At 71.2% G+C, this 24255-nt stretch carries 23 protein-coding genes; 6 read left to right on the top strand and 17 right to left on the bottom strand.

What is annotated here, in order from left to right; genetic code table 11:
* Window positions 1–197 precede the first annotated feature (197 nt).
* The 3 genes from HCN56_RS03405 to HCN56_RS03415 form a co-directional block, all read right to left on the bottom strand.
* The gene (locus HCN56_RS03405; RefSeq protein WP_167967955.1) at window positions 198–1013 is read right to left on the bottom strand and encodes a PIG-L deacetylase family protein; all 816 of its coding nucleotides are present in this window, start codon (window positions 1011–1013) and stop codon (window positions 198–200) included.
* 71 nt (window positions 1014–1084) lie between these two features.
* Window positions 1085–1717: a DUF1796 family putative cysteine peptidase gene (locus HCN56_RS03410; RefSeq protein WP_167967956.1), complete on the bottom strand. Its 633-nt coding sequence runs from the start codon at window positions 1715–1717 to the stop codon at window positions 1085–1087.
* A gap of 235 nt (window positions 1718–1952) precedes the next feature.
* Window positions 1953–3107 carry a class I SAM-dependent methyltransferase gene (locus tag HCN56_RS03415; protein WP_167967957.1) on the bottom strand — a complete coding sequence of 385 codons (1155 nt, stop codon included), beginning with the start codon at window positions 3105–3107 and terminating at the stop codon, window positions 1953–1955.
* 475 nt (window positions 3108–3582) lie between these two features.
* Between HCN56_RS03415 and HCN56_RS03420 the strand changes: the two genes are divergently transcribed.
* On the top strand, window positions 3583–4251 hold the full coding sequence (locus HCN56_RS03420; RefSeq protein ID WP_376770834.1) for a pyridoxamine 5'-phosphate oxidase family protein: 669 nt from the start codon (window positions 3583–3585) through the stop codon (window positions 4249–4251).
* A 53-nt stretch (window positions 4252–4304) separates the two neighbouring features.
* On the opposite strand, the gene HCN56_RS03425 is transcribed toward HCN56_RS03420, so the two are convergent.
* Window positions 4305–5360: a sensor histidine kinase gene (locus HCN56_RS03425; protein ID WP_167967958.1), complete on the bottom strand. Its 1056-nt coding sequence runs from the start codon at window positions 5358–5360 to the stop codon at window positions 4305–4307.
* Window positions 5357–6103 (bottom strand): LuxR C-terminal-related transcriptional regulator, encoded by a 747-nt coding sequence (locus HCN56_RS03430; protein WP_312871024.1) that lies wholly within the window; start codon window positions 6101–6103, stop codon window positions 5357–5359. Before HCN56_RS03430 ends, HCN56_RS03425 begins: the two co-directional genes overlap by 4 nt.
* Before the next feature lie 233 nt (window positions 6104–6336).
* Here HCN56_RS03430 and HCN56_RS26095 point away from each other — a divergent pair, with 233 nt between their 5' ends.
* Window positions 6337–7236, top strand: coding sequence for a response regulator transcription factor (locus HCN56_RS26095; protein WP_167967959.1), 900 nt, complete (start codon window positions 6337–6339; stop codon window positions 7234–7236).
* Here HCN56_RS26095 and HCN56_RS03440 read toward each other — a convergent pair.
* The 11 genes from HCN56_RS03440 to HCN56_RS03490 all read right to left on the bottom strand — a co-directional run bounded on the left by HCN56_RS03440 (window position 7227) and on the right by HCN56_RS03490 (window position 17906).
* Window positions 7227–8720, bottom strand: a complete 1494-nt coding sequence (locus HCN56_RS03440) for a pyridoxal phosphate-dependent decarboxylase family protein (protein ID WP_167967960.1) — start codon at window positions 8718–8720, stop codon at window positions 7227–7229. The two genes, HCN56_RS26095 and HCN56_RS03440, sit on opposite strands and share 10 nt — an antisense overlap.
* Before the next feature lie 103 nt (window positions 8721–8823).
* The gene (ddaH, locus tag HCN56_RS03445) at window positions 8824–9660 is read right to left on the bottom strand and encodes a dimethylargininase (protein ID WP_167967997.1); all 837 of its coding nucleotides are present in this window, start codon (window positions 9658–9660) and stop codon (window positions 8824–8826) included.
* A 112-nt stretch (window positions 9661–9772) separates the two neighbouring features.
* On the bottom strand, window positions 9773–10675 hold the full coding sequence (locus HCN56_RS03450; protein WP_167967961.1) for a hypothetical protein: 903 nt from the start codon (window positions 10673–10675) through the stop codon (window positions 9773–9775).
* On the bottom strand, window positions 10672–11463 hold the full coding sequence (locus HCN56_RS03455) for an SDR family oxidoreductase (RefSeq protein ID WP_167967962.1): 792 nt from the start codon (window positions 11461–11463) through the stop codon (window positions 10672–10674). The genes HCN56_RS03450 and HCN56_RS03455 overlap by 4 nt, the downstream gene beginning before the upstream one ends.
* A gap of 87 nt (window positions 11464–11550) precedes the next feature.
* On the bottom strand, window positions 11551–12291 hold the full coding sequence (locus HCN56_RS03460) for an SDR family oxidoreductase (protein WP_167967963.1): 741 nt from the start codon (window positions 12289–12291) through the stop codon (window positions 11551–11553).
* Window positions 12288–13046, bottom strand: a complete 759-nt coding sequence (locus tag HCN56_RS03465; protein ID WP_167967964.1) for an HAD family hydrolase — start codon at window positions 13044–13046, stop codon at window positions 12288–12290. The genes HCN56_RS03460 and HCN56_RS03465 overlap by 4 nt, the downstream gene beginning before the upstream one ends.
* Window positions 13033–14076, bottom strand: coding sequence for a hydroxymethylglutaryl-CoA lyase-like TIM-barrel protein (locus tag HCN56_RS03470; protein WP_167967965.1), 1044 nt, complete (start codon window positions 14074–14076; stop codon window positions 13033–13035). Before HCN56_RS03470 ends, HCN56_RS03465 begins: the two co-directional genes overlap by 14 nt.
* A complete protein-coding gene (locus HCN56_RS03475; RefSeq protein ID WP_167967966.1) occupies window positions 14073–14459 on the bottom strand; it encodes an L-rhamnose mutarotase in 387 nt (128 codons plus the stop codon). Before HCN56_RS03475 ends, HCN56_RS03470 begins: the two co-directional genes overlap by 4 nt.
* Window positions 14456–15373, bottom strand: a complete 918-nt coding sequence (locus tag HCN56_RS03480; RefSeq protein ID WP_167967967.1) for a dihydrodipicolinate synthase family protein — start codon at window positions 15371–15373, stop codon at window positions 14456–14458. The genes HCN56_RS03475 and HCN56_RS03480 overlap by 4 nt, the downstream gene beginning before the upstream one ends.
* 123 nt (window positions 15374–15496) lie before the next feature.
* Entirely contained in the window at window positions 15497–16558 is a 1062-nt protein-coding gene (locus HCN56_RS03485; protein WP_167967968.1) for an NAD(P)/FAD-dependent oxidoreductase, read from the bottom strand.
* Window positions 16551–17906: a lysine N(6)-hydroxylase/L-ornithine N(5)-oxygenase family protein gene (locus HCN56_RS03490; RefSeq protein WP_167967969.1), complete on the bottom strand. Its 1356-nt coding sequence runs from the start codon at window positions 17904–17906 to the stop codon at window positions 16551–16553. The genes HCN56_RS03485 and HCN56_RS03490 overlap by 8 nt, the downstream gene beginning before the upstream one ends.
* A 355-nt stretch (window positions 17907–18261) precedes the next feature.
* Between HCN56_RS03490 and HCN56_RS03495 the strand changes: the two genes are divergently transcribed.
* From HCN56_RS03495 to HCN56_RS03510, 4 genes are read left to right on the top strand one after another with little or no spacing between them, the layout of a single operon-like run.
* Window positions 18262–18636 carry a cupin domain-containing protein gene (locus HCN56_RS03495; protein ID WP_167967970.1) on the top strand — a complete coding sequence of 125 codons (375 nt, stop codon included), beginning with the start codon at window positions 18262–18264 and terminating at the stop codon, window positions 18634–18636.
* The gene (locus HCN56_RS03500) at window positions 18633–20255 is read left to right on the top strand and encodes a class I tRNA ligase family protein (protein ID WP_167967971.1); all 1623 of its coding nucleotides are present in this window, start codon (window positions 18633–18635) and stop codon (window positions 20253–20255) included. Before HCN56_RS03495 ends, HCN56_RS03500 begins: the two co-directional genes overlap by 4 nt.
* Before the next feature lie 10 nt (window positions 20256–20265).
* Window positions 20266–21171 (top strand): type 1 periplasmic-binding domain-containing protein, encoded by a 906-nt coding sequence (locus tag HCN56_RS03505; protein ID WP_167967972.1) that lies wholly within the window; start codon window positions 20266–20268, stop codon window positions 21169–21171.
* Window positions 21161–22261 carry an NAD(P)/FAD-dependent oxidoreductase gene (locus tag HCN56_RS03510; protein WP_167967973.1) on the top strand — a complete coding sequence of 367 codons (1101 nt, stop codon included), beginning with the start codon at window positions 21161–21163 and terminating at the stop codon, window positions 22259–22261. The genes HCN56_RS03505 and HCN56_RS03510 overlap by 11 nt, the downstream gene beginning before the upstream one ends.
* A gap of 473 nt (window positions 22262–22734) precedes the next feature.
* Here the strand turns inward: HCN56_RS03510 and glnA2 are convergent, their stop codons facing one another.
* Window positions 22735–24096, bottom strand: a complete 1362-nt coding sequence (glnA2, locus tag HCN56_RS03515; protein ID WP_167967974.1) for a gamma-glutamylpolyamine synthetase GlnA2 — start codon at window positions 24094–24096, stop codon at window positions 22735–22737.
* Window positions 24097–24255 lie beyond the last annotated feature (159 nt).

A 24255-nucleotide genomic window follows, 5' to 3' on the forward strand; every position in this document is an offset into this window, starting at 1 on the left:
CGGACCGCGCCTTCGGGGAGCCGCCGTGCGCCGGGCGGTGCGACGGCGGATCGGCGAGCGGGAAGGACACGGCGTGGTCGGCGGACGGCGGGCAGCCGGTGACGGGTCCGGGCCGGGGGCGGGCACGAGCCGCCGGTGGCGGGTGCGGGCGGCGGGCCGCTTCGCCGCCCGTCCCGTCCTCGGCCGTCCGGGGCCGGTCAGCCGTCGTGGGGCCCCGGTGCGAGCGACCAGATCCGCTCGGCGGTCAGCGGCCCGTCGGCGGCGAGGAACGCGCCGTGGTCCAGGGCGAGCGGGGCGAGTTGCGAACCGTGGCAGAGGACGGCGGCGCGCTTGCGCGCCCATGCCGCGGCGTCGAGCCGGGCCGCGTGCGCGACCTCGGTGACGTAGCGGCCGCGCAGTTCGCGGAACGCCTCGCCCCAGGTCTCGCTGGCGGCCAGGGCCTCGTCGGTCCGGTCACCGCCCCAGCCCGGGAGGTGCCCGGTGTAGGGGAGGTCGGCGTAGACCAGCGGGGTCAGGTCGGCGCGGTCGGCCAGCGCGCGCAGCGTGGTCTCCCGGGCCGCCCGGTGGTCGGGCTGGTTGGTGCCCAGCGGCAGCAGGACGGTGGTGCCCGGGGCAGCCTCCCGCAGCGCGTCGGCGAGTTCGGGGAGGCCGGGGTCGCCGCCGTAGGGGCCGTCGGGGTGGCCGAGGGTGCGCCGTGCCACGCCCAGCAGCTCGCAGGCGCGGGCGTCCTCGGCATCCCGCACGCGGTGCGCCTCGGCGGCGGAGGTGAACCCGCAGGAGGCGTCCCACCACGAGACGGCGGCATCGGTCGGTGGCGGCCCGGCGTGAACGGTCAGGACGGTGACGGGCCCGGGGAGCCGTGGCAGCAGCCCGGCCAGCGACAGCGCGGCGTCGTCGAAGTGCGGTGAGACGACGAGGGTTCCGGGGGCGCGCCCGCCGGCTCCGCTGCTCCCGGCCGTTCTGGTGTGCTCGGTGTGGTGGGTGTGCTCGGGGTGCTGGGACGGCTGGTGCACAGGGCTCCTCGGGCAGTGGGGTGGCGCGGGGCGGGGGTGTCACCCGGGCCGGTGCGCGGCCGGGTGCCGGCTCAGGGCCAGAGACGGGCGGGGTCGAGCCGGTCGAAGACGTCGTCCCAGGCGGAGTCGTCGCCCTCCCACCGTCCGGGCACCAGCGGGGTGGTGTCCCAGGCGATGCCCGGCGGCAGCGCGGCGCCGTCGGTCGGCGGGGTGCGGCGCACCCACAGCAGGGCGAAGCGGTGGCCGGGGTGGGCCGCAGCGAGGGTGGCGCGCAGCCGCCGCAGGTCGTCGGCGGCGCTCTCGTCGAAGGCGTCGTGGTGGATGTAGAGCACCCGTGCCGACGAGGCGGCGCGGGCCCGGAACCGGTCCGCGAGGTGCCGGAACTTGGCTCGTACGGCCGGTAGTTGCTCCTCGATGTCCTCCCGGGTGAGCCGTCCCGGCTCACCCGGGGCGAAGTCGTGGAAGAAGCGGATGTCGGAGCCGCGGTCGAGGGCACAGAGTCCGTCGCTGAACGGCTCGACCGCGCCCGGGCGCAGCACCTCGCGGAAGTCGGTGTCGATCGCCTCCACGACGGAGGCGAGTTCGAGGTCGAGCCAGTCGAAGAAGGCGGCGCGCTCGTCGCCGGTGACGCGCCGGAGCTGGTGGGTGACCTCGCAGTGGTAGCCGAGGCCGACACAGCTGTCGAAGGGGTGGGGGGCGGGCATGGCGGGGCCTCTCCGGAGAGCCACGGGGCGGCCGTGGCAGTGGGGGTCCGGGCGTCGGCGGCGGGGGGGGCTGCGCGGCCGGCGGTGGGGAGGGGGTGGGGTGGTGAGCGCGCGGTGTGCGCACGTCGGCGCGCCCGGCCGCGCGCAGTCGGGCCTCCGCACTCCGTCGAGCGGTCGGCGCGGCGGGTCGGTCGGCGGCCCGCGGTCGGCGTCGGCGTCGGCGGTCGGCGGTGGCTCAGTCGGCGGTGCGGCGGCGCAGCACGAGGCCGGTGCTGCCGCGCTTGCTGAGGTAGGCGCGCCCGAGGCAGACGGCCTCCACCGCCGGGGCCACCAGCTCGACGCGGTCGACCTGCCGCCAGGTGGCGTTGCCGTCGAGCCAGGGGTCGAACCGCGCGGCCAGGGCGCCGGGTTCGAGCGCGACCAGCAGTGTGTCGGTGGGCAGCGCGTCCAGCAGCGCCGGCTCCTGGCCGTAGTACAATATCTCGACCAGCAGGTAGGCGGCTCCCGGCAGGTGCCGTCCGCCGGCGAGCGCCGCGAGGTCCTCCGTACCCGCCGGCGCCGACTCCGGGCGGCTCGCGTCGAGGCGGGCCCGGAAGGCGTCGTTGGGCTCGGTGGGGAGGACGCGGAAGCCCTTCTGCTCCAACCGGCCGGTCAGCGCGCCCTCGCAGGCGCCGACCTCGACCAGCGGCCCGTCGTCGGGGCGGACCCACCGGGCGGTCCAGGCGGTGGTGGCGTCCAGCCGCTCCTGCTCGTAGGGCGAGGTGGCGAACTCCCACGGGTCGGCGACGGCGGCAGCCTCGTCGCCGAGACTGGCCAGCAGCGCGAACAGCCGTTCCCGCTCCGCGGCGTCGCCGGCGAAAAAGCGCTCGACGGCGGGGATGCGGGGGGTGTCGACGAGGTACTCGGGGTCGGCCTCGGCCAGCAGCCCGCCGCACCAGCGGTTGACGAACGCCGTCTTGCGCGCGACGCCCGCGGCGTCCAGCGCACGGTCCTCGTCGCTGACGTACTGGAGGAACGGCGAGTACCCGACCGCGTGGCGCACCGTACGGCCGCCGGCGGCGACCGCCGCGTCCCTGCCGAGCCGACCGCGGCTGCGCCGGTTGTCGCCGGGCGAATGGGTCCACACCCGGGCCTCGCGCTCCCCCGCGGCACGGTCGATCAGGCCGCGGAGCGTGTCCGGCCCCGGTGGCGCCCCCACCACGCCACCGGGACGGACCCGCTGCCCCAGCGCCGCCAGGGCGTCGAGAGGATCGCCGTCCGGCGACAGCGACACGACGTCACCGGTCCCGGCGACCACGACACGGACCTCGGGACGGTCGGGGGCGGTGAGGACGGTCGAGAAGTCCAGCACCGCGTCCTCCGCCCGGAGGACCACCACTATGTCGATCACAGGCATTCCCATCCAGCAGCGGGGCGAGACGAGTTGGCATCCGGAGCGCTCTGGAGCCTAGACCCCTGACCGAACAAAGGTCCAGACCTGATGGTCGGAGCATCGATGCCCCGGCGGGCCGCCCACACGGGCAGGGCGGTCAGCTCCGGAGGTCACCACGACGCCCGACGGGACGATGGAAACTCGCCGACACCAACGACCGGTTGCATTGCGAACCATCAGCCGGCGGCACGCGGTCGCGCTCGCGCTGCGGGCCGAGCGCCGCCCCGAGGCGCGGCGCGACAGCGTGGGCGCTTCGGCCGACAGGCGGAGGCCGACCCGCACCTCCGCACAGAAAGCGTCATTACCAGGACACGCTGCGCATCGGTGCCCTACGCTACGACCGCCCGCGCAAGCGCCTCGGGGCGCCGTGCCGACTGCGAGCCGCCCGCTTCCGGCAGGTTGCGCCCCGCCCCCAGCATGGAGATGTCGAACGGTGAAGACCCCGCAGACCCATCCCCTCGGCGACGAACTCGCTTCGACCGAGCGGACCCGCCTGCGCCGCATGAAGAACAAAGCACGCACTGCGCGTTCCGATCTGGACGCGATCCTGGCTGCCGGGTTCGTCTGTCACCTCGGCGTCCTGGTGGACGGCACCCCTCGGGTGGTGCCCACGGTCTACGGTGCGACCGCCGATGCCCTCTTCTTCCACGGATCGGTCGCCACTCCCAGCCTGATGCGGGCGCCGGAGGCCGAAGTGTGTGTCACGGTCACCCACGTCGACGGAGTGGTGCTCGCCCGGTCGTTGTTCGAACACAGCGTCAACTTCCGCAGCGCCATGGTCTACGGGGTGCCCCGCCTGGTGGAGAACGAGGACGAGAAGCTAGAGGGCCTGCGAGTGGTGACCGAACAGGCGGCACCAGGCCAGTGGGACTACGCCCGCCGCCCGAACCGCAAGGAGCTTGCGGCGACGTCGCTGCTGGCACTCGGGCTGAACGAGGCGTCCGTAAAGGTGCGGACCGGCCCGCCGGACGATGCCGGGAGCGAGGACGCCGCACTCGGCCTCTGGGCGGGCGTGCTGCCGCTGCACGCCGTGCCCGGCGCACCGGTCCCCGACCCAGCGCTGCCCGAAGGCATCGCGCTACCGCCGCACTTGCGCCGCTGAGCGAGAGGGAACCCCGAACAACCACCCCAGGCCGGAGACCTCACCGGTCCAGCTCACTGGAGCGGCGGCTCGGCGGGCGAGCAGGGGAAGACCGCCCTGACCCGGAAGCCGCCTCCTGGCACCGGGCCGGCGTGCAACGTACCTCGCAGCTCGGCCACTCTGTGGCGCAGCCCCGCGAGCCCCCGGCCGCTGGAGGGGAGGCCCGCGAGTGGAGGGGCAGAGGGCCGGGCGCTGTGCACCGAGACGGTCAAACGGCCGGGGTCCCGGTCGACAACCACGCGGATGCCGGCTCGGGGCGCGTGGCGACACGCGTTGGCGAGCGCCTCCTGCACCACCCGGTACGCCGCCTGCTGTACGGGCAGTGGGCAGTGCGCCCACGAGGCCGAGCCCGGGCACTCCAGGCGCGCCTGCGGCCCCACCGCCCCGACCAGGGAAGGAAGCTCCGCCAGACCCGGTGACTGCAAAGCACCTAGGGTGCGCCGAAGTTCGTCCAGAGCGTCCACGGTGTGCTGGCGTATCGGGTCATCGCCACCCAGCTTGAGCGCCATGAGACTCAAGTGGTAGGCGACGCTGTCGTGCATGTCGCGAGCAATGCGCTCGCGTTCCTCCTCCACGGCGGCGATGACCGACAAGGTGCGCTCGCTCTCCCGTGTCAGCGCCAGCTCCGCCGCGCTGGAGGCCAGTTCGCGCCGGGAGGCGGTCACCGACCCCAGCCACGCCGGAGTGAACGCCAACAGCGCGGCGGCCATGGCGTGGAGCACGATCTCCTCCCAGGACCAGTACCCCGGCCCCGAGTGCGACCAGGGGAAGCCCATCACCAGGGCGGTCGCTCCGGCCCAGACCCAGACCTGCACGCGCGGAACCCGGCTCAGGGCCAGCGCGTACAGGGGGAAGATGGCGGGCAGCCAGAGGTAGGTACTCGCAACCGCGGGCAGTGAGACCACCAGCGCTGTACGCGGGTAGCGGTGACGGGCGAGCAGGGCGGCGCATGCCAGCAGCGCCCACGGAAGGACCCAGTCCGGCCCGAACCCGCGGGTCGCGCCGACCTCGAGCAGAGCGAAGGCGACGATGGCGGACTCGGCGAGCACGCGGCGCCCGGCTGCGCTCACACCAGCCCCGCCTGTTGCGCCAGACGCGCGAGCACGACCCTGTTGGGGACCGACAGTTTCCGTTTCAGTACACCGATATGCGTCTTCACGGTAGTAGTGCCGATATCGAGCTGCCGGGCGATGTCGGCGTTCTGAAGCCCGAGCGCGAGAAGCGTGAGCACGTCTCGCTCACGCTGGGTGATAGCGCACGGCAAAGCGGGGGCGTGCCGCTCAGGCAGCGACCGCGTGAGCACCCGAGCGATAGTCGAGGCGCTGGCCGGTGGAACGTACACCATACCGCCGGCTGCCACGGTGCGGAGTGAATGCGCCAAGAACTCCGGGTGCATGTCCTTCAAGAGAAACCCGGTGGCCCCCGCACGCAACGCGAGGTCCATCTGGCCCGGCACCTCGAAAGACGTGAGGATCGCCACGGCCGGGCGGGGGGTGAGCGCGCGCAGCGAGGCGAGCAGATCCAACCAGTCATGACCGGGCATGGCCACGTCCAACAAGGCGATATCGCTTCCCGCCTCGCTCGCCGTGGCCAGCGCGTCCGCCGGGGCGCTCACCGACACACTGAAGTCCGGAATGGTGGACAGGGTTAATCGCAACGCCTCGCGCACCAGCGCTTCGTCGTCTATCGCAAGAACACGAACCATCAAGCGCTCCCCCGAGCGTGCGGTCGGCTTCAAGTAGGAGGAAGGAAGTCCTCCCTTGGTCGGATGCCGCGTATCGAGAAATGTATCACCATGAAACGCGCAGATCACGATCCTGTAATACCGCAGAACAGTCCCCGGGTCGGAGATGGGACAGCAGGGTCACAGGAGTCGGAGCGACACCTCGGCCACGCGTCAAATACAGGCCGGGAAGACGCGGCGAGGCCCCGGCAACCGCACGCTTCGCGGGGGCGGCCGGGCGCCATCTCCCGGTTCGATGTCCGCCGCAGCAACGTCGGCAACCCCGACAGGTACCGTTCACCTCGTTCGCACAGGAGCACTTTGTGACGATCCGTGTCGCCGTGACCGAAGCGCACTCCCCGGCCCGCTCCGGGCTCCGTCTGATCATCGACTCCGCCCCGGACGTGGCGGTCCTCGGAGACTTTCCTACAGCGGAGAAGATGCTCGGGGCGGCCACCGGCCTGAGGCCGGACGTGGTGGTCATGGACGGGCGACAGCCCGGGTCCGACGAGTTGGACCACGCCGCCGTCAGGCGAGTGGTCTCCGAACTCCGCTGCGGCGTCGTGGTGCTCACCATCCACGACCACGACAGGAATCTCTTCGGCGCCCTCGCCGCCGGGGCCTGCGCGTTCGTCTCCGCCGACACCGAACCGCACGTGGTGTTGGCGGCGGTGCGCGCGGTCGCCTCGGGCGGCTCGTGGCTGGGGCCTCGCCACACCCGCCGGCTGGTGGAGGAGTACGGCCGCGCCTTGCACGTGCGGGGCGGCACCGGGAGGCCGGCACCAAACGCGGCCGGCAGTGCGGCCGGGCGGCTCAGCGAGCGCGAGAACGAGGTACTGGCACTGGTCGGCCGGGGGCGCACCAACCAGGAGATCGCCGACTGTCTCACCCTGAGCCCGCTCACCGCCAAGACCTACGTCAGCCGCATCATGGCCAAACTCGGCGCTCGCGACCGGGTCCAGCTCGCCCTCATCGCAGCAGGCCACCAGCGCGGACCGAGCGGAGCTCGCCCGCTGCCCGCCGTGGCCGGCGCCGCGCACGCCGCATCCGCCCCGCGCGCCCATGTCCTCGGTCCGCACCCTGGCCGGGTCCGTCCGGCAGCGTCGGCTACGACCGCCTCGTGGGTGCGAACCGCCCGGGTGGCTCTGTCAGCGGGAGGAGACAAGGTGCTGAACCCGGCCCGCGAGGGTGACCCTGAGCGGGCGCCGGACCCTCACCCGTGACAGGCCGCGTCCTCCGCCACCAGTTCCCGGAGCACTTTCAGGATGAGGTCCGTGTCCTCAGACGTCGTGCGCCAGTTGACGAAGACCGGGCGCAGTGCCGCACGCCCGTCGAAGGTGGTTGCCCCCAGGTGCACCCGCCCGTCGAGCAGCAACCGGTCGGCCAGCCGCCGGTTGAGGGCGTCGAGCCCGTCCACCGCGACACCGGCCGGCCGCACCCTGAAGCACACCGCGTTCAGGGTCGCCGGGGCGAGCAGTTCCAGGTCGGGATCACGCTGTACCTCCTCGGCGAACCGGGTCGCCACCGCAAGATGCCGTGAGATCAGCTCGCGGTAGCCTTCCCGCCCATAGGCAGCCAGCGTGGCCCACACCGCCAGGCCCCGGGCCCGGCGCGAGTTGTCGGGGCCGAGGTTGGCGTAGTTGACGTGCGGGTCGTTCGCATCGACCAGATAGGCGGCTTGGTTGGTGAAGACGGGCCCGAGTATCTCGGGGTGGCGTACGAAGCAGAAGCCTGTGTCGAAAGGCACGTTGAGCCACTTGTGGCCATCGGCGGTCACCGAGTGGGCACGCGCGGCGCCCTCGACGAGGCAGGCGGTCCGGTCGTTCAGAGCCGCGAACATTCCGAACGCGCCGTCCACGTGCAGCCAGGCATCGAATTCATCGGCCAAATCGGCGAGTTGGGCCACCGGGTCGAACCGGCCGGCGTCCGGTTCACCGGCGGTGGCCACGAGAACCGCCGGAGCGCCCCGCAACTCCTCCAACGCCACCCGCAACGCGCCCAAGTCCAGGCGTCCGCTGCCGTCCACGGTCAGCCGGCGCAGCGCGGAGCGGCCCAGGCCGAGCATCCCGAGTGACTTGCTGATGCTGGCGTGGGCGAACCCACTTCCGAACACCGGCATGGGGGGCAGGCGGGCGAGTCCGTCCACGTCCACGTCCACGCCGTGCCGTGCGGCCCAGTAGCGCCGGGCGGCGGCCAAGCCGGTGAAGTTTGCCATGGTGCCGCCGGTGGTCGTGACGGCGCCCCACCCGGCGGGCAACCCGAACAGCTCCTTCAGCCAGCCCAGCGCGACCGTCTCCAGGTGTGTCGCCATTGGTGAGCACACCCAGGCGGCGGCGTTCTGGTCAATGGTGGAGGTCAGCCAATCGGCTGCAAGCGCTGCCGGGGTGGTTCCCCCGGTAACGAAGTGGAAGTAGCGCGGACCGGAGGAACGTACCGCCTGCGGCAGTGCGTGCTCGGTCAGTTGTCGGACGGCAGCCTCGGCGCCCATACCGCGCTCCGGCAGCGGCCCGGCGAAGCGGGCCAGGACCTCCCTTCCGTCGTCCTCGTGCTGTCGTCGTGGCGCTGCGGGGGCGGCCGATAGCGCGGCAACGTACTCGGCGGCAGCTTTTCCGGCCAGTTCGAGGACGGCGGCGGTGTCGTCGTGGAAGGCCGCCGAAAGGCTATCGGTAACCGGCTGCGTCGGCGCACCGGAGGGCTCGATACTCATGGGTGGTGCGTCCTTCCGAGGGACGAAGCGTTGGTCGGGCGGCGGCTGCCGGCCGCCGGTCCGGAGGGGCGGTTGTACGGTCGGCCCGGCGCCTCCGGAACGGTCAGATCGGCCGGCGCAGTTCGAGCGTGCAGCACTTCACGCTGCCGCCGGCTTTGAGCAACTCGGAGAGGTCGACGCCAATCGGCTCGAAACCACGTTCGGAGAGTTGGGCCGCAAGCCCGGCCGCCGCTTGGGGCAACACGACGTGGCGCCCGTCGCTGAACGCGTTCAGCCCGAAAACCTCGGCGTCCGCGACGGTGGCGAGTACCGCGTCCGGGTACAGCTCACGCAGTGCGGCGCGGCTTCCGGGGCTGAACGCCTCCGGGTAGTACATGACCTCGTCGTCGGACAGCACCGCCAGAGCGGTGTCGAGGTGGTAGAAGCGTGGGTCGATCAGGGTGAGGCCGGTCACGGGCACCCCGAAGAACTCCTGTGCCTCCGCGTGCGAACGCACGTCGGTCCGGAAGCCGGTGCCGGCCAGGAGGCGGCGTCCAACCAGTAAGTAGTCGCCCTCTCCCTCGTTGATGTGCTCGGGCCACAGGTTCTCGGTCCAGCCGTTGCGCAGGAACCACCGCAGGTAGGCCGGCCCCTCCGCCGTTCGCTCCACGTGCCGGAACCTCGCGGCCAGGACCCTGCCGTCCACCACGGTCGCCCCGTTGGCGGCGAACACCATGTCCGGCAGGCCCTGCTCCGGCTCAATGGTGTGCACCACGTGTCCCAACGCCCGGTAGACGGAACGGAGTTGTTCCCACTGCGCCAAGGCCAAAGCGGCGTCGACCGGTTTCTCAGGCTCCATCCAGGGGTTGATGGAGTAGACGACCTCGTAGTGGGCGGGCCGGCACATCAGCAGCTCGCGGGGACGGGCGATGCGTGCCGTACGAATCGGTGAGGGCGGCATCAGTGAGTCTTTCGAGGGCACGTCGGTTCCTTGTCTGGACGGTCAGGAAGGAGGACAGGCGAGGGAGTGCTCGGGATCGTGCCGGCGGGACGGCCCGCTTCGGATTGGTACGTCAGCCCGTGGTGAGCCGGAAGACGCCGTTCCGGTGGCGTTGCTGGTAATGGTCGATGTCTGCGTAGATGGTGAACTCGTCGTGATGCCGCAGCAGAAGAGTCAGCTGTGCACACTCGGGAGCGCCCGGTGTCAAGCGATCCCCCGGCTGCGGAATCAGCTCGTCGGCTGCGTAGGACGGTCGCGCTCTCAGACCGGACAGGTCCTCGACGTGGACCAGGACTCCCGGGTGCGGAACCCGGAACGAGTAGTCCCCGGCGAAACCGATGTCCGTGTAGGAGTCGTAGGGGCGGTCGGAACGCTGTCCGTCGACGCCGAGCAAGGCGCACAGCTCGGGCAGTGGATAGGCGGCACGCCGGGTGGAAAACTTGACGACCGCCACGGCGTCGGCGTCCACCAGCACCTCCACGTGGAAAGGACCGTCGCCTGCGCCCAACGCCCCCGGCAGGTCGCGCAGCCGTCGGGCGAGCAAGCGGGCAGTGGGCGAGTCGGGCGCCGGGTTCACCACACTGGTCAGCGCCCAGCGCTCGCGCTCGGGCAGGGTGAAGCAGCGCCAGCAGTCAGTGAGGACGAACTTCCCATCGCTTACGAGTCCGTTGGCGAAGTGCGGCACACCGGAGCGGTACGGATGCGACACCACCCGGCCAGACGCCCACAACTCGTCCGCCACAGCGGTGTTCAGCGCGCCACCCGGTCGATGGAACACTGCCGAGCCCATGTCGCCGGAGAACTCGGGTCGCAGGACCATGGCGACCGAGGACCTCGCCAGGAGCGCGTCCAGGGCATCGCGGTCGTCATGCACGCTGGTGGCGAGGGCCAGTGACGGGTCGGCTGCGGCCACAGCGGCGGCCTGCTCCGCCTTGCCGGCCCAGGGGACCTGGTCAGCCGGCTCGGGCGGGCTCACTCGGTCATCTCCCCCGTCGTCGATTCCTGGACTTGCTCGAAGTGGAACGACCGGATAAAGCAGTCCCGCGGCTGACTCACAGCGAACAGCACGCATTCGCTCAGGGACTGAGCGGTCAGTTGCGAGGACGCGCCGCGCTCGACCGTGTCCCATTCCGAGCCCAGCGGGTCGTGGTTGTCGAAGTCCGGGGGATAGAGGCCGATCACCCGTACCCCCCGCGGCCGGAGCCGCTTGGAGAGGACGTCGAGGAAGCCGGCCTGCGCGCTCTTCGCCGCGTAGAAGGCGGCGTGCGCCTCGGAACGATGGTTGCCGGGCACCCCGCACACCGAGACCATCCCGACGATGTCGGGACACTCGGAGGCCAGCAGCAGCGGAAGGAAGTTCTTGGTGACGAGGGCCGTCCCGGTGGCGCCGGAGGCGATGGTGTCCACCACGTCCTCGTCCCCGACGGACAGCAGGTCGGAGCCCTCCAGCCAGCGAGCACCGTTGTGGACGAGGATGTCGACAGCCGGTGTCAGGGCTCCGACGCTCTCCGCGAAGGCCTGGACAGAGGCCGGGTCGGTGAGGTCGCAGGCGAACGCGTGCGCCGGCCCGAGACCGAGGTCGCGGATCTCCTGCGCGACCTTCTCGGCCGCCTGCTCGGTACGAGCGGAGAGATGGACCGCGGCGCCCTGTTGGGCGAACCTGATCGCCAGGGTCCGGCCGAAGTCACGGGAAGCGCCGGTGATCACCACTCGGCGGCCGTGGAGCGGAGCCGGGTTGTCGGTCTGGCTGATGGATTCGGACATGGGTGGGTTCGGTCCTTCACTGTGCGAGCTGACAGGGGTTGGCTTGCCGGCCGGGACGGGTACGAAGCGTGCTGGGAAGATGGCCCTTCACCCCGTGCCCGAGGCGGACGGCTGGGCAGGCGCAGGATCGGGAAAGCTGAGGCCCGTCGTGCCGCCGGGCACCTCTGCCAGACCATGCAACAGGAAGTCCGCTGCAGGCGCCGCCCAGGCCTCCGGCCGCGGGTAGTCGGTGTGCTCGTCCGGCAGGCAGGTGGCCAGGCCATCGGTGTCCACCGCGCTGCCAGGGGCTACCGCCAGCACCTTCACGCCCTCAGGTACTTCGCCCGCCACCGCCCGGACGAATCCCTCGACGGCGAACTTCGAAGCCGTGTAGGCAGCGAGTCCGGGGCGTGGCGACCTGCCCCAGCCGGAGGACACGGCTACGAACGTCCCACCGTACTGCGCGAGTTGCGGCACGAACGCGCGACACATCGCGTACACACCACCGACGTTGGTACGCAGCGTCTCCTCGAACTCGGCCGGCGGCACTTCCCAGGCGGGCCGCTGGCGGTGCACCACTCCGGCATTGGCGACGACCAGCCCGGGGCGCCCCAGCCTCTCCCGGACAGTCGCCGCCCACTGACACACCTCTTCGGCCCGGCCGGTGTCGACAGCCTGCACGACGTGGCCCGGGCCCAGCTCGGCGGCGAGCCGCCGCACGGCACCACCGTCCCGGCCGCAGCCGGCCACCGGGTGGCCGAGCGCCGCGAAGCGCAGCGCCAGCGCCCGGCCCATGCCGCGGGTCGATCCGGAGATCACGACGAGGGGCAGGTCAGCGGGTCGTCTCATGGTTCACCTGATGCTTCCTGGTCGGCGGCGTGTGCCGGAGCGGTGACCGGGCCGGAGACTGGGCCGTCGGGACGGAGGTCGACAGCCCAACGCGCGCCGTTCGCAAGGGCTCCGGTCAGTACTCGATCATGCCCGAAAAAGCCGTACCGAGTGACAAGTTGGAAATCAAGACCGACCCGGTGCGCGGCGAGCAGGTCCTGGCGGGAGTCGCCGACGAGTACTGCCGCCGAGGCAGGGGTGGCAGAACGTGCAAGTACCTCTTCCAGGCGCGCCCGCTTGGGGTGCTCACCGCCCAGGACGTCCCTGAACGCTGCCAGGAGTCCGTGGCCCTCGAGCACACGGCGCGCCTCCTCCGTGAGAGTGCCGGTGGCCACGTACAACGGGAGGTCCCCGTCGGCCAGTTCCTTCACCAGCAGGTCGGCGTGCGCACAGAGCGGGGCCTTGGGGTAGCGGTCCCTCAGCAGCTCCGCGTAGGCCCCGGCGTACCGCTCGTAGAACCGTTCGAACTCCGCGTCGCCCCCGGGCTGTCGCAGGTAGTCCCGGTAGAAGGCCGCGAAGTGCTCACGACGGGATCGGCCGAACGTGGCACGGAACTCCGTCAGGAATTCCGCAACGCGCGCGGCCCCGAAGGGGGAGAGCGCCTGTCCGATGCACTCGGTCTTCAGCTCGTTGGAGTCGACCAGCACCCCGTCGAGATCGAAGACGACCACCCGGTGGCGAGCAAGGAAGTCCTGTAGCCGTTCAGCCCCGGGCATGGCCCTCCGCGCCGTCCAGAAGTGCGACGGCGAACGTCGCGGAGGGCACCTCGGCCAGGAAGTGCATGGCCCGAAGCTTGGCCTCCCGGTCCTGACCGAGCCGTTCGTCGAGCCGTTGTACGTAGGTGGGGTGCACGTGGCGCAACCCTGCCAGTCCGTACAGCCCGCTGGCGCCCCACCGGTAACGCTCCATCAGCGGTTGGAAGTGCCGGACAATCAGCTCCTGGAGGGGCTGAAGCGTGTCGGCGTCCGCTCCGAGCGCGGCCAGCAGCTGCTCGGTGCGGGTGTTGCCCGCCCCGCGCCCCATACCGTGCACGGTGGCGTCGAGCCACGTCGCACCCTCCGCGGCCGCTACCAGCGTGTTGTGGAGAGCGAAGCCCTGGTTCTCGTGCGCGTGGATGCCCACGGGGGCGCCTAGGCCGTCACGGAACCGCCGAACCAGTCGGACGGTCCGCTCGGGGCGGAGCGAGCCGAGGGAGTCCGCGAGGTAGAGCGCCTCCAGGGGCCCCATGCGCTGGGCGGCGCCGACACAGGCGTCCGTCTCCTCCTCGTCCGCCAGGTCGATCTGCATCAGGTTGAGGCACACGCCGAAACCCGCCTCGCGCAGTGAGCGCACGGCCTCGACGCACCCGGCTACGCGGTTGTACCGCACAGCGACCCTGACCAGGTCGACGGGGAGTGCGCTGTCCGCCAGCCTGTCCGAGAGGAGCTGGCCGACCTTTCCCTGCGGCAGCCCGGTGAACTCGGAGGCGTCGACCATGACGGCGAAGCGCAGACCGTTCCCGTCCGGGAGCACGGCGGCGAGCTGGGGCGTCAGCGGCCCCGGGAGGTCGCCGTAGGGCCCCCAGCCACCCTCGCGGAAACGGGCGTAACCGAGTTCGACGACATCCACGCCCAGCTGCGGGCACAACGCCAGATAGTCACGGACGAGTGCGTCGTCGAACTCCCAGTTGGTGTAGTAGCCGCCGTCCCGCAGCGTGCAGTCGAGGACGACGCGCTCCGTGTTCGACGCGGCCCCCGGGGAGTTCACTTGTCCTCCAGGTCGGGAAGGGTGTTGGTGAAGTCGACGTGGTGGATGCGGCGCATCGGCGCCCAGTTGAGCTCTCCATCGTTACCCGGGTGTCGTTCGAGCAGGCCGCCGTCAGCGTGCATCATGTCGTCCCACTCCTGCACCCTGGGGTGCAGGTCGTTGGCGCGCAGGAAGTCGCGGACCGGCTCGAAGTGGTCCTCCGCCTCGACGTACATGAAGAGGGTGAGCGGGTCGATGTGGAAGATCTGGAGCTTGCGGACCCCGATGGTGTCCAGGGCGCCGCCGGCACCTACCACCTCGGGCCAGACCTCGCGGTGCAGGGCGATGTACTTCTCGGCGGCGGCTTCGTCCTTGAGGCGGATGGTGAATGCGTGGTTCTTCATCGGGAGAGCTCCTTGGAGAGGTTCAGAAGGCGGGTGTAGACACGGCTGGCCTCGGACCAGGACTCGCTGTCCAGCACGTGGGCGCTCGGGCCGCGGATGTGGTCGTTCTTGACGATCCCGCGCTCCTTGAGCAGGCGCTTGGCGATCGAGAGGTAGTAGTCGGTGCTGTTCATCATGTGACACATCAGGTACGACAGCGGGTGACCGATCCGCTCTGCGGCCGCCCGGTCACCGGCCTCCAGCAGCCGCCACAGGACGCCGACGATCTCGGCGGTCTCGGTCGCGGGGATGGTGCCCGCCAGACCCCTGCGGTGGCAGTCGAGCAGCATCATGCCGCCGTCCCCCTCGAATATGCGGGCGCGCCCGTCGGTGGCGTCACGCAGCTGACTGACCCGAGGAGGGGTCGGTTGCGCTTCCGGTTTGAACATCACGCGGTCCTCGCCGTACTGGCGCAGCAACTGCGCCTGCGCGCCGATGGAGAGCGGGATCCTCGCCAGACTCTTGGCGTGGTGGACGATGATCGGAACACTTACGGCTTCGACGATCCGGCCGTAGTACTCGACCATCTCGTCGTCGCCCAGCGGCAGTGTGGCCGGGTGCATGACCAGAAGGGCGTCCACGCCGGCTGCCTCCGCGTGCCGGGAGTACCCCACCGCCGCCTCGGCGGTCTCGGCGCCGGTGCTCATCACCGAGATCCCGCGGCCCTGCACGGACTTGGCGCACAACTCCGCAACGCGCAGTCGCTCGTCGTGGGTCAACCGCAGCAGCTCGGACATCTGGCCGACGACCAAGCCCTGGCAACCGGACTCGAAGATGTGGTCCGCCTGGGAGAGGAAGTCCTCCTCGTCGAGCGCGCCCGAGTCCGTGTACGGCATCAGGACGACGGGGAGGACGCCCGCTATCTGCTTGCTCATGAAGGTCTCATCTCTGCTGACGTCGCGTACGGGAGTGTGGTCGCCATGTGCGGCGTTCCTCCGGCGGCTCGGCCGGGCCGGCGCTCGGGGACAGGCGACACGCCTCAGGGCGGGGCTCCCCGATCAGCGGGGGCCCGTGACCTGGCGGGCGACCTCAGAGGCCACCCAGGGCGCCATCTTGAAGCCGCCTCCGTTGAAGCCGGTGGCGAGGAGCAGCCCCTCCGGCCCATCGGCCAGTGGGCCGACTGCGCCGAGTTCCGAGGGCGCATGGCACTCGGCGGCGCGCAGACCACCGACCGGCTTGCTGCCGGCCACCCAGGAGAACCGGCGGGCGGCAGCGTCACCTGCGCGGGCGGTACAGGCCGGGTCGAGATCCCCGCACCCTTCGTCCTGGGGCCGCTGACCGGTGGGGTAGCCGGTGAAAACCCCCCCGGAGTCGGGATCGGGACGGCCGTTCGTCCCGTGCCGGTGGTCGGCGAAGGCCGGGTGGTCGGCCATCGGTACGGAGGGCAGGCGCAGGTCGACCTGGATCGTTTGAAGCCACAGGTGGTGCCGGATGCCCCACGAGGTCAACTGGTTTGGCGTAGCCGGGCCGGTAGCCAGCACGACGGTGTCGGCACGCAACGGGCCACCGGGGGTCAGAACACCCGTGACACGTCCTGCGGTGCGGGCGAGGGAAAGCACCCGGGTGCCCGTCAGCACAGTGCCGCCGGCTCTCTGCCCGGCTCTTGTCCAACCGCGGACCACGTCCATCGGGTCGAGGTAGCCGGCTTCCGGCTCCCACACGCCGCCGCCGCCGGCGTCGGAGAGGATCGTGCCGAACCGGGCTGCCAGTTCATCCGGTTCGAGCCAGAGAGCCGGAGTGCGGCTGGCGATCCGGGCTGCCTCTCGGCGCGCGTAGGCACGCTGCTCCGGGCCCACCAGGGAGAGAAAGCCGCTGGTAGTGAAGGAGGCCCGCTCGCCGGTATGTGTGGTGAACTCCCGGTAGTAGTCCCAGCCCTGGGCCGCGCGGTCACTCAGCTGCGGTTCGTGGTGGAACGCCCGGACGATGCCGCCGCTCCAAGCCGAGGCCCCCAACCCCGGACGGTGCCGCTCCACGAGGGTCACCTCTTCCCCCTGGGTGGCCAGCGCGTGGAAGATCGCCGCGCCGATCACTCCGCCGCCGACGACGACCGTCTCAGCCACGGTCCGCCCCCTCCGCCGCCACCGGGGCGCCGGCTGTGCGGCGTGCCAGGACGGAGTCCACGATCTCACCGGCACGCACGGCGGCCATCGACAACAACGAGGAGGTGATGCCGTGGGTGTGCTCGGTGCCGCCCTGGAGATAAATGCCTGCGGTCAGCGAGTCGTCGGTCACGACCCGGTAGTCCCGGGCCACCCTCAGGCGCCCCTCGGCGTCTCGGGCGCAATGGGGCCCTGCCTTGCCCAGCAACGGGGCGGCATCAGGGGCAGTGTAGCCCGTGGCGAACACCACGGCGTCGGAACGCAGTTCGAGACGGCTTCCGTCGAGCTGGTTCTGCACGTGCACAGTGATCCGGTCGTCCTCCTCCCCAGGCGGAACGGCCAGACTGCAGACCGTGGAGGCCGGCATCATGCGCAACCGTTCACGGCCCTGCACCTTCTCCTGGTAGGCGCGCCGGTACAGCTCCTCGATGAGCTCCAGGTCCACCACGGCGTAGTTGGTGTTGCGGTGGTAGGCCATCAGCCGGTCCCGGACATCCTGCGGGGCGCCGTAGTAGTCGTCGACAGCCCCTGGGTCGAAGATGCGGTTCGCGTAGGGGCTGTCGTCCGCCGGACTGTATCCGTAGCGGCTGAACACCGCACAGACCTCGGCCCTGGGGTGAGTCCGGTGCAGGTGATCGACCGCCTCGGCGGCGCTCTGGCCGGCACCGACCACCACGAATCGCTCCGGCGCGGGGCCGGGCAGTGCCTCCAGGGCGGGCAGGAGGGAACTGCTGTGCCATACGCGCGACGAGACTACGACGCCCTCCGGCAACCGTGGCAGGAGCCCGGTCGCGACGACCAGGTTGCGGGTCCGGCACAACACCGTCTCGTCCTCTGCACCGGCGCTCCGTCCGACGACCTCAAGGGTATCGGCCACGCCGTCCACGGTGACCGGCCGCACCTCGGTGACCTCCGTCCCGTAGCGCACCATCGAATCCACCGCTCTAGCGGACCACTCCAGGTAGTCGTGGAACTCGACGCGACTGGGATACATCACCTTGTGATTGATGAAGTCCACCAACCGTCCTTGCGAATGCAGATAGGAGACGAAACTCAGCGGGCTTGCCGGGTTCCGTAACGTCACCAGGTCCTTGAGGAAGGAGACCTGCATGGTGGCGTCGTCCAGCAGCATTCCCCGGTGCCACCCGAATCCTTCTTTTCGCTCCAGAAAGAGCGCCCGGGGCGCGGAATCGGCACCTCGTCCTCCGCCGCTCTCCCGCAGCGCCGCAGCAAGTGCCAGGTTGGCCGGGCCGAACCCGATGCCCACCACGTCGTACAGCGGTGACAGAGTGCCATGAATCTGCGACATGGTCGGTTGCGCCCTCCGTGACGTGCGGGAACGTGCTCATATCGGCGTGCCCGTCGCGAGACGGTGCGGCCAACATAGGCGCCACCCTAGGGCCCCGACTACCTCCCTCGGGGGACACTGCGATGTCGACCACGGGAGACACCGAAGGGTCCCCCGTCTCTCCTGGTCGACAACATCCCGCACACCCTGGGAAGGACCGGCCGGGGCTCGCTACCATGCGCCGGGAAAGCCACCGGGGACAGCTGCGCAGAATTCACCGCGCCCGGTACTCCGGCACAAAGAGATTCACACTCACATCGCTGGTCACGCCCCTTCTCGGCCCCTGCGGCACGGTTGCCGCCCTTTCGAACGAGGAATGATGATCACGAAGTTCCCCATCGAAGAGTCCTCCGCCACCCGGGAGTTCGGCATGGCCTGCCAGCGCCTCATCCCGTGGCGCGGGGACACGCCCGAGCCCCCGGTCGGCGCGATGGCCTGCTTCCTGCCGGCCGGTTCGGCGTCGGATCCCGACTGCCACGCCCAGGACGAGGTCATGATCGTGCTTTCCGGCGGTGGAACCATAGAACTCGACGGGGAGAAAGCCGAGTTCACTGCAAACGAGGTGCTGGTGCTGCCCCGTGGAAAGGAACACGTAGTGCACGCCTCCCGGAACGTGCCGTGTACCTGGGTCTCCGTGTACTGGCCGCTCCACGAGCACCAGGCCAGTGGCACGGCGGAGGTGGACGCGTGAACGCCACGTCCTGGATCACCGCCACGCCTCCCACCCCCAACGGCGACCTCCACGTGGGGCACCTGGCCGGCCCCTACATCGCCGGAGACGTGCTTCGGCGCTTCCTCACCGCGGACGGGCGCCCCGCCCACTACACCTCGGGGCTGGACGACCACCAGAGCTACGTCCCAGTGCGCGGTTTCAAGGACGGCCGCCGTGCCGCCGAGGATGTCGCCGACACCTACGGTGCGTCCATCACGGACGTGTGGTCCCGCGCCGGGGTGGAGTTCGACGCGCTGAGCCGGCCACGGCGCGACGCGGGCTACGCGGAGCACGTGCAGGAGTTCGTGCGCGGCCTCCATGACAGGGGCCACCTCGTCGCCCGGACCCGCCCGCTGCCCTGGTGCGGCTCGTGCGAGCGTTGGCTGTACGAAGCGTACGTCTCCGGCGGCTGTCCGCACTGCGGTTCATCCTCCAACGGAAACGCGTGCGAACCCTGCGGACGGCCCAACGACTGCGCCGACCTCACCGATCCGAGCTGCGTGCCGTGCGGTCGTCCGGCCGTGCTGCGCGCATGCGAGCGGCTCTACTTTCCCCTTGCCCCGTTCGCCGACCGCCTCGCCGCTTTCTGGCAGCGCGTCGCGATGCCGCCGCATCTGCGGGCGCTGTGCGAGACCATGCTGGCCGACGGTCTGCCCGAGATCGCCGTCAGTCACCCCGGCGACTGGGGGCTCCCCACCACCGTTCCCGGCTTCGAGCGGCAACGCATTTACGTCTGGTTCGAGATGGGACCCGGCTACCTGTGGCAGCACGGCCTGCTGGGCTTCGACCCGCAGGGCCCCACTGACCACCTCGGCACGCCGGAAAGTCGGGGCCCGGTGCAATTCTTCGGCTTCGACAACGGCTACTTCCACGCGCTGCTGTTCCCCGCACAGTTCCTCGCGCACCCTTCCCGTCCACCGCTGCCCCGGGCGTTCGTGGTCAACGAGTTCTACCGGTTGGAAGGTCTGAAGTTCTCGACCAGTAGGCGGCACGCCATCTGGGCCCATGATGAACTGGTGCGGACCCCGGCCGACGTCCTGCGCTTCCATGTGCTGGCCGACCGTCCCGAGGGGCGGCAGACCAGCTTCAGCACCGGTGATCTGGCCCGCACCCGCCAGCACCTGTCCGACCGCTGGGACGGCTGGCTCGGCCGGTTGTTCGACGAGGTCACCAAAGACTGTGACAGCCGAGTGCCGGACCGGGCCCCCGCCGGCCCTGCCTGGGAGCAGCTGCGCGAGCGGCTCACCCGGACGGCGACCGACCTGCGGGAGGCGTACGGAGTCACGGGCTTCGCCCCCCGCCGCGCAACCGCGCTCCTCAACGAGGCGGTCGCGTGTGCGCACGACTTCCAGCATGTTCACGCCCACGAACGGGGTCGACCGGGCGGAGAAGGGGCCCACCGCGCGGCGCTGGCCGCCCAACTCGCGGTAGCATCCGCCCTCGGCGCCTGGGCCGCTCCTGTCATGCCCCACGCCGCAGCGCGACTGTCCGAGGCCCTCGGCGTGGCGGTTGGCAGGCCGGTGGACGCCGAGGCGTTGCGCCCGCTGCCCGCCGGCGCTCCCCTCGGCCCGCTGACCGGTCCGGTGTTCGGTGGTTGAGCCCGGGACCGTGCGGATCGCCGTGGTCGGACCGTTCAGCGGCCCACGTGCCGCCTGGGGCGAACTGCTGCGCAACGCCGCCGCCCGGTCGCACGACGCGCCGATCGTCTGGGAGTTCCACGACGACCGGGGCGACGCCTCGACCGCCCGCTCCGTGGGTGTCCGCGTCGTCCGACCGCCGTCTCCGGCGGCCGTCATCGGCCACTTCAACAGCCTGGGTGCGCACTACGCCCTGCCGGGTTACCGGCAGGCCCGGCTGCCTGCGCTGCTGCCCCTGTCCACACGACCGGGCCTGCTGGACGGATCCGACGGCTGGGCTCTGCGCTGGTGCCCCGACGACGACGGACAGCTGGCCGCGCTGCGGACGGCGGTGCTGGCCACCGGGCGGACGAGCCTGGATGTGGCGGACGACGGCAGCGACTACGGCCGGCGCCTCGCCGACTCCGCGACAGCCCTGTCCTCCACAGGGCTCACGACGGTCAGGACAGCCGCCCGTTCGGCCGGGGACGGCGCGCTCCTGATCTGCGGAACCCACGCGGGTGCGGCCCGCACGGCCCGACAGGCCGTCGACGCAGGACGAACCGGTCCGCTGCTCTTCCCCGACGACTGCGCGATCGGCGAGTTCGCCGAGCTCCTCGGCGAGTCGCCGGGCCAAGCACTGGTCGCCAGGCTCACAGGCAGCCCGGCGAGCCTGGTCGACAACGCGTTCCGGGCGTTGACCGCGGCACTCACCGCACAGCCGGAGGCCCGCGAACGGCAGCTGCTGACCGCTGTGCGCGCTCAGGCCGGGTTCCGCTTCACGACCGGCGGGGAACCGACCGGCCGGGGCCCCGACGGCGGCTGGGAGGTCGTTCCTGTCCGTACCCTCGCTCCGGCAACCGCCGGCCGGCAGACGCCCCCTGACCATGGTGCGTGACCTGGACGCCGTGGTGGTCGGCGGCGGTGCGGTCGGCTCGGCCGTCGCCGCGCTGCTGGCTACAGCCGGCGTTCGCGTGGCGATCACCGACCCTGAAGTGGGGGGACCGTCCGCCACCCGATATTCCGGTGGCCTGGTCCGATCCTACGAACCCACCAGCGCCGCGCGAGTGCTCGGCGTGCGAAGCCACCAGCTGTTGTGGGGGACGGAGAGCGAGGAGCGCCGATCAGCCGGTTTTCGACGGACCGGTTCGCTGACTCTGCTCGGCCCCGACCGTCTGGCGGAGGCCGCGGCCGGGATCGCCGAACTGCAGTCGGGCGGCATCGCAGCCCGACTGCTGGACGTCGGCCAGTTGCGGACGGAGCACCCCGGCATCGCCACCACAGGTCTGGCCGGAGCGATATGGGAGCCCGGTGGCGGCTACGCCGACCCGGGCTCCTTCGCCGCAATGAAGAGGCGGACCGCTCTGGAGAACGGCGCCGTCAAACTGCCCGGCGGCGCGGTGCGCAGACTGGTTCCCGGCCCCTCGGACGTGGTGGTGCACACCTCCACGGCCACCGCCACCTCGTCGGTCGTCGTCCTTGCGGCAGGTGCGGGGACCCCCGCTCTGCTCCCCGCAGCGCTCTCCCCGAGCGGCGGGACGCTCCGCACGAAGGCCATCCGATACGCCTTCTTCGACCGCGCCGGGCGCTGCGTCCCCACCGTCAGCGATCTCGTCACCGGAATGTGGGGCCGACCGCAGTTGGACGGGGTCTTCGAGGGTGGCTTCCTCACCGGCCGCCCGGGGCGGGAGTGGGACGTACCACCGCGTGGCGCCGACGAACTGGTCGAAGCGCACATCACGTTCATCAGGGAGGGCGCCCGCGAACGGTGGCCTTGGCTGGAGGGCGCGGCGGCACTCGGCGGAAGAATGGGCGTGGACCTCTACGGCGCCCACGGCCCGATACTCGGGCCGCTGCCCGGCGCTCCTCGGGTGGTGGTCGCAGCCGGGTGGTCGGGCGCCGGGTTCAAGACCGCACCCGCCGCTGCCGAACGCGCCGCCAACGCGGCGCTCGCGGCCCTGGGCAGCTCTGCCCCCGGTGGTCCGTAGCCGCCGCGGCACCACCACTCGCCTCCTCCGGTGCGGCGGCACCGCTGTCGTCGGCCACCGCGCCGGGCGGGGCGGTGGCGGGCGCCCCGCGTCGGTGGGGCCTCTGCCTCCCGGGGCTGATGCCGGGTGAGCGAGCCCGGCCAGGCCGCGGCACTCGGAGCAGGCGGAGACACCACCTCTTCGCCGTCGCCCGGGTTCGCCATCGCAGCGTGCGTGCCTCCGGCCCGCTGCCGCGGCCGCGATGCCCCATTGCCCGCCGGCGACAGCTCTGCGGAGGTCGGGCGGGACGGTCCGCCGAGCGGCCGCCACGGGGCCGGGGCCGCTTCCCGTAAAAGCCCCTGAGCGCGACGGAAGCATCGCGCTCCCACATCCCTCGTGACGTCGACCGGCCGCGCAACGGTCCGCCGCGCGGCCGGTCGGCTTCACGGCAGGAAGCGGGGTGTCGGACCCCGCCCCTCTCCCCGGCTCCGGCGCTACAGCACCGGGAGGGACTTGCGGAGTTCGAAGGCGGTGACCTCGGAGCGGTACTCCTCCCACTCCTGCTTCTTGTTGCGCAGGAAGAAGTCGAAGACGTGCTCGCCCAGGGTCTCCGCGACGAGTTCGCTGCGCTGCATGAGGTCGATGGCCTCGCCGAGGTTCTGCGGCAGCGGGTCGATGCCGAGTGCGCGGCGCTCCGCGTCGGTCAGCGCCCAGACGTCGTCCTCGGCGCCGGCGGGGAGTTCGTACCCCTCCTCGACGCCCTTGAGGCCGGCGGCCAGCAGCACCGCGTAGGCGAGGTAGGGGTTGGCGCCGGAGTCCAGCGAGCGGACCTCGACCCGGGTGGAGCCGGTCTTGCCGGGCTTGTACATCGGCACCCGGATCAGCGCGGAGCGGTTGTTGTGCCCCCAGCAGATGTAGGAGGGCGCTTCACCGCCGGCGCCGGCCGGGCGGTTGGCGCCGCCCCAGATGCGCTTGTAGGAGTTGACCCACTGGTTGGTGACGGCCGAGATCTCCCCGGCGTGGCGCAGCAGTCCGGCGATGAAGGAGCGGCCGACCTTGGAGAGCTGGTACTCGGCGCCGGTCTCGTGGAAGGCGTTGCGGTCGCCCTCGAAGAGCGAGAGGTGGGTGTGCATGCCCGAGCCGGGGTACTCCGAGAAGGGCTTGGGCATGAACGTCGCCTGGACGCCCTGCTCCAGCGCGACCTGCTTCATCACGAGGCGGAAGGTCATGATGTTGTCGGCGGTGGTCAGCGCGTCGGCGTAGCGGAGGTCGATCTCCTGCTGCCCCGGTGCCCCCTCGTGGTGCGAGAACTCCACGGAGATACCCATCGACTCCAGCATGGAGATCGCCTGGCGGCGGAAGTCCATGCCGATGTTCTGCGGGGTGTGGTCGAAGTAGCCGGAGGAGTCGGCGGGGGTGGGCCGACTGCCGTCCACCGGCTTGTCCTTGAGGAGGAAGAACTCGATCTCGGGGTGGGTGTAGAAGGTGAACCCGAGGTCGGAGGTCTTGGAGAGGATGCGCTTGAGGACGTAGCGCGGGTCGGCGTAGGACGGCGAGCCGTCCGGCATGAGGATGTCGCAGAACATCCGCGCGGTGCCGGGTGCCTCGGCGCGCCAGGGCAGCACCTGGAAGGTGGCCGGCGCGGGCTTGGCGATCATGTCGGACTCGTGGACGCGCGCGAAGCCCTCGATGGCGGAGCCGTCGAAGCCGATCCCCTCGTCGAACGCCTGCTCCAGCTCTGCGGGGGCGACGGCGACCGACTTGAGGTAGCCGAGCACGTCGGTGAACCACAGTCGGACGAACCGGATGTCGCGCTCCTCCAGCGTCCGGAGCACAAATTCCTGTTGCTTGTCCATCTCCACCCATCCTCGCTGGTCACGCGGCAAGGCACCGGACCTTGGAAGACCCCGGGCCGCCCGGGGCACACGAGCATTCCACCACACCGTTTCGCAGGCGTTGCGTACCCGCGTCGCGGCCGGACACCGACGCGTGGTGCGGCGGCACGGCGGAGTGCG

Source organism: Streptomyces lonarensis, assembly GCF_012033735.1.
Taxonomy (GTDB): Bacteria; Actinomycetota; Actinomycetes; order Streptomycetales; family Streptomycetaceae; genus Streptomyces; species Streptomyces lonarensis.

What these genes read in the sequence shown, in the direction of transcription:
- HCN56_RS03410 (WP_167967956.1), bottom strand. Translation starts at nt 1,717, where the DNA reads ATGCCCGCCCCCCACCCCTTCGACAGCTGTGTCGGCCTCGGCTACCAC.
- HCN56_RS03440 (WP_167967960.1), bottom strand. Translation starts at nt 8,720, where the DNA reads ATGAGTATCGAGCCCTCCGGTGCGCCGACGCAGCCGGTTACCGATAGC.
- ddaH (WP_167967997.1), bottom strand. Translation starts at nt 9,660, where the DNA reads ATGCCGCCCTCACCGATTCGTACGGCACGCATCGCCCGTCCCCGCGAG.
- HCN56_RS03455 (WP_167967962.1), bottom strand. Translation starts at nt 11,463, where the DNA reads ATGTCCGAATCCATCAGCCAGACCGACAACCCGGCTCCGCTCCACGGC.
- HCN56_RS03460 (WP_167967963.1), bottom strand. Translation starts at nt 12,291, where the DNA reads ATGAGACGACCCGCTGACCTGCCCCTCGTCGTGATCTCCGGATCGACC.
- HCN56_RS03465 (WP_167967964.1), bottom strand. Translation starts at nt 13,046, where the DNA reads ATGCCCGGGGCTGAACGGCTACAGGACTTCCTTGCTCGCCACCGGGTG.
- HCN56_RS03475 (WP_167967966.1), bottom strand. Translation starts at nt 14,459, where the DNA reads ATGAAGAACCACGCATTCACCATCCGCCTCAAGGACGAAGCCGCCGCC.
- HCN56_RS03480 (WP_167967967.1), bottom strand. Translation starts at nt 15,373, where the DNA reads ATGAGCAAGCAGATAGCGGGCGTCCTCCCCGTCGTCCTGATGCCGTAC.
- HCN56_RS03490 (WP_167967969.1), bottom strand. Translation starts at nt 17,906, where the DNA reads ATGTCGCAGATTCATGGCACTCTGTCACCGCTGTACGACGTGGTGGGC.
- HCN56_RS03495 (WP_167967970.1), top strand. Translation starts at nt 18,262, where the DNA reads ATGATGATCACGAAGTTCCCCATCGAAGAGTCCTCCGCCACCCGGGAG.
- HCN56_RS03510 (WP_167967973.1), top strand. Translation starts at nt 21,161, where the DNA reads ATGGTGCGTGACCTGGACGCCGTGGTGGTCGGCGGCGGTGCGGTCGGC.
- glnA2 (WP_167967974.1), bottom strand. Translation starts at nt 24,096, where the DNA reads ATGGACAAGCAACAGGAATTTGTGCTCCGGACGCTGGAGGAGCGCGAC.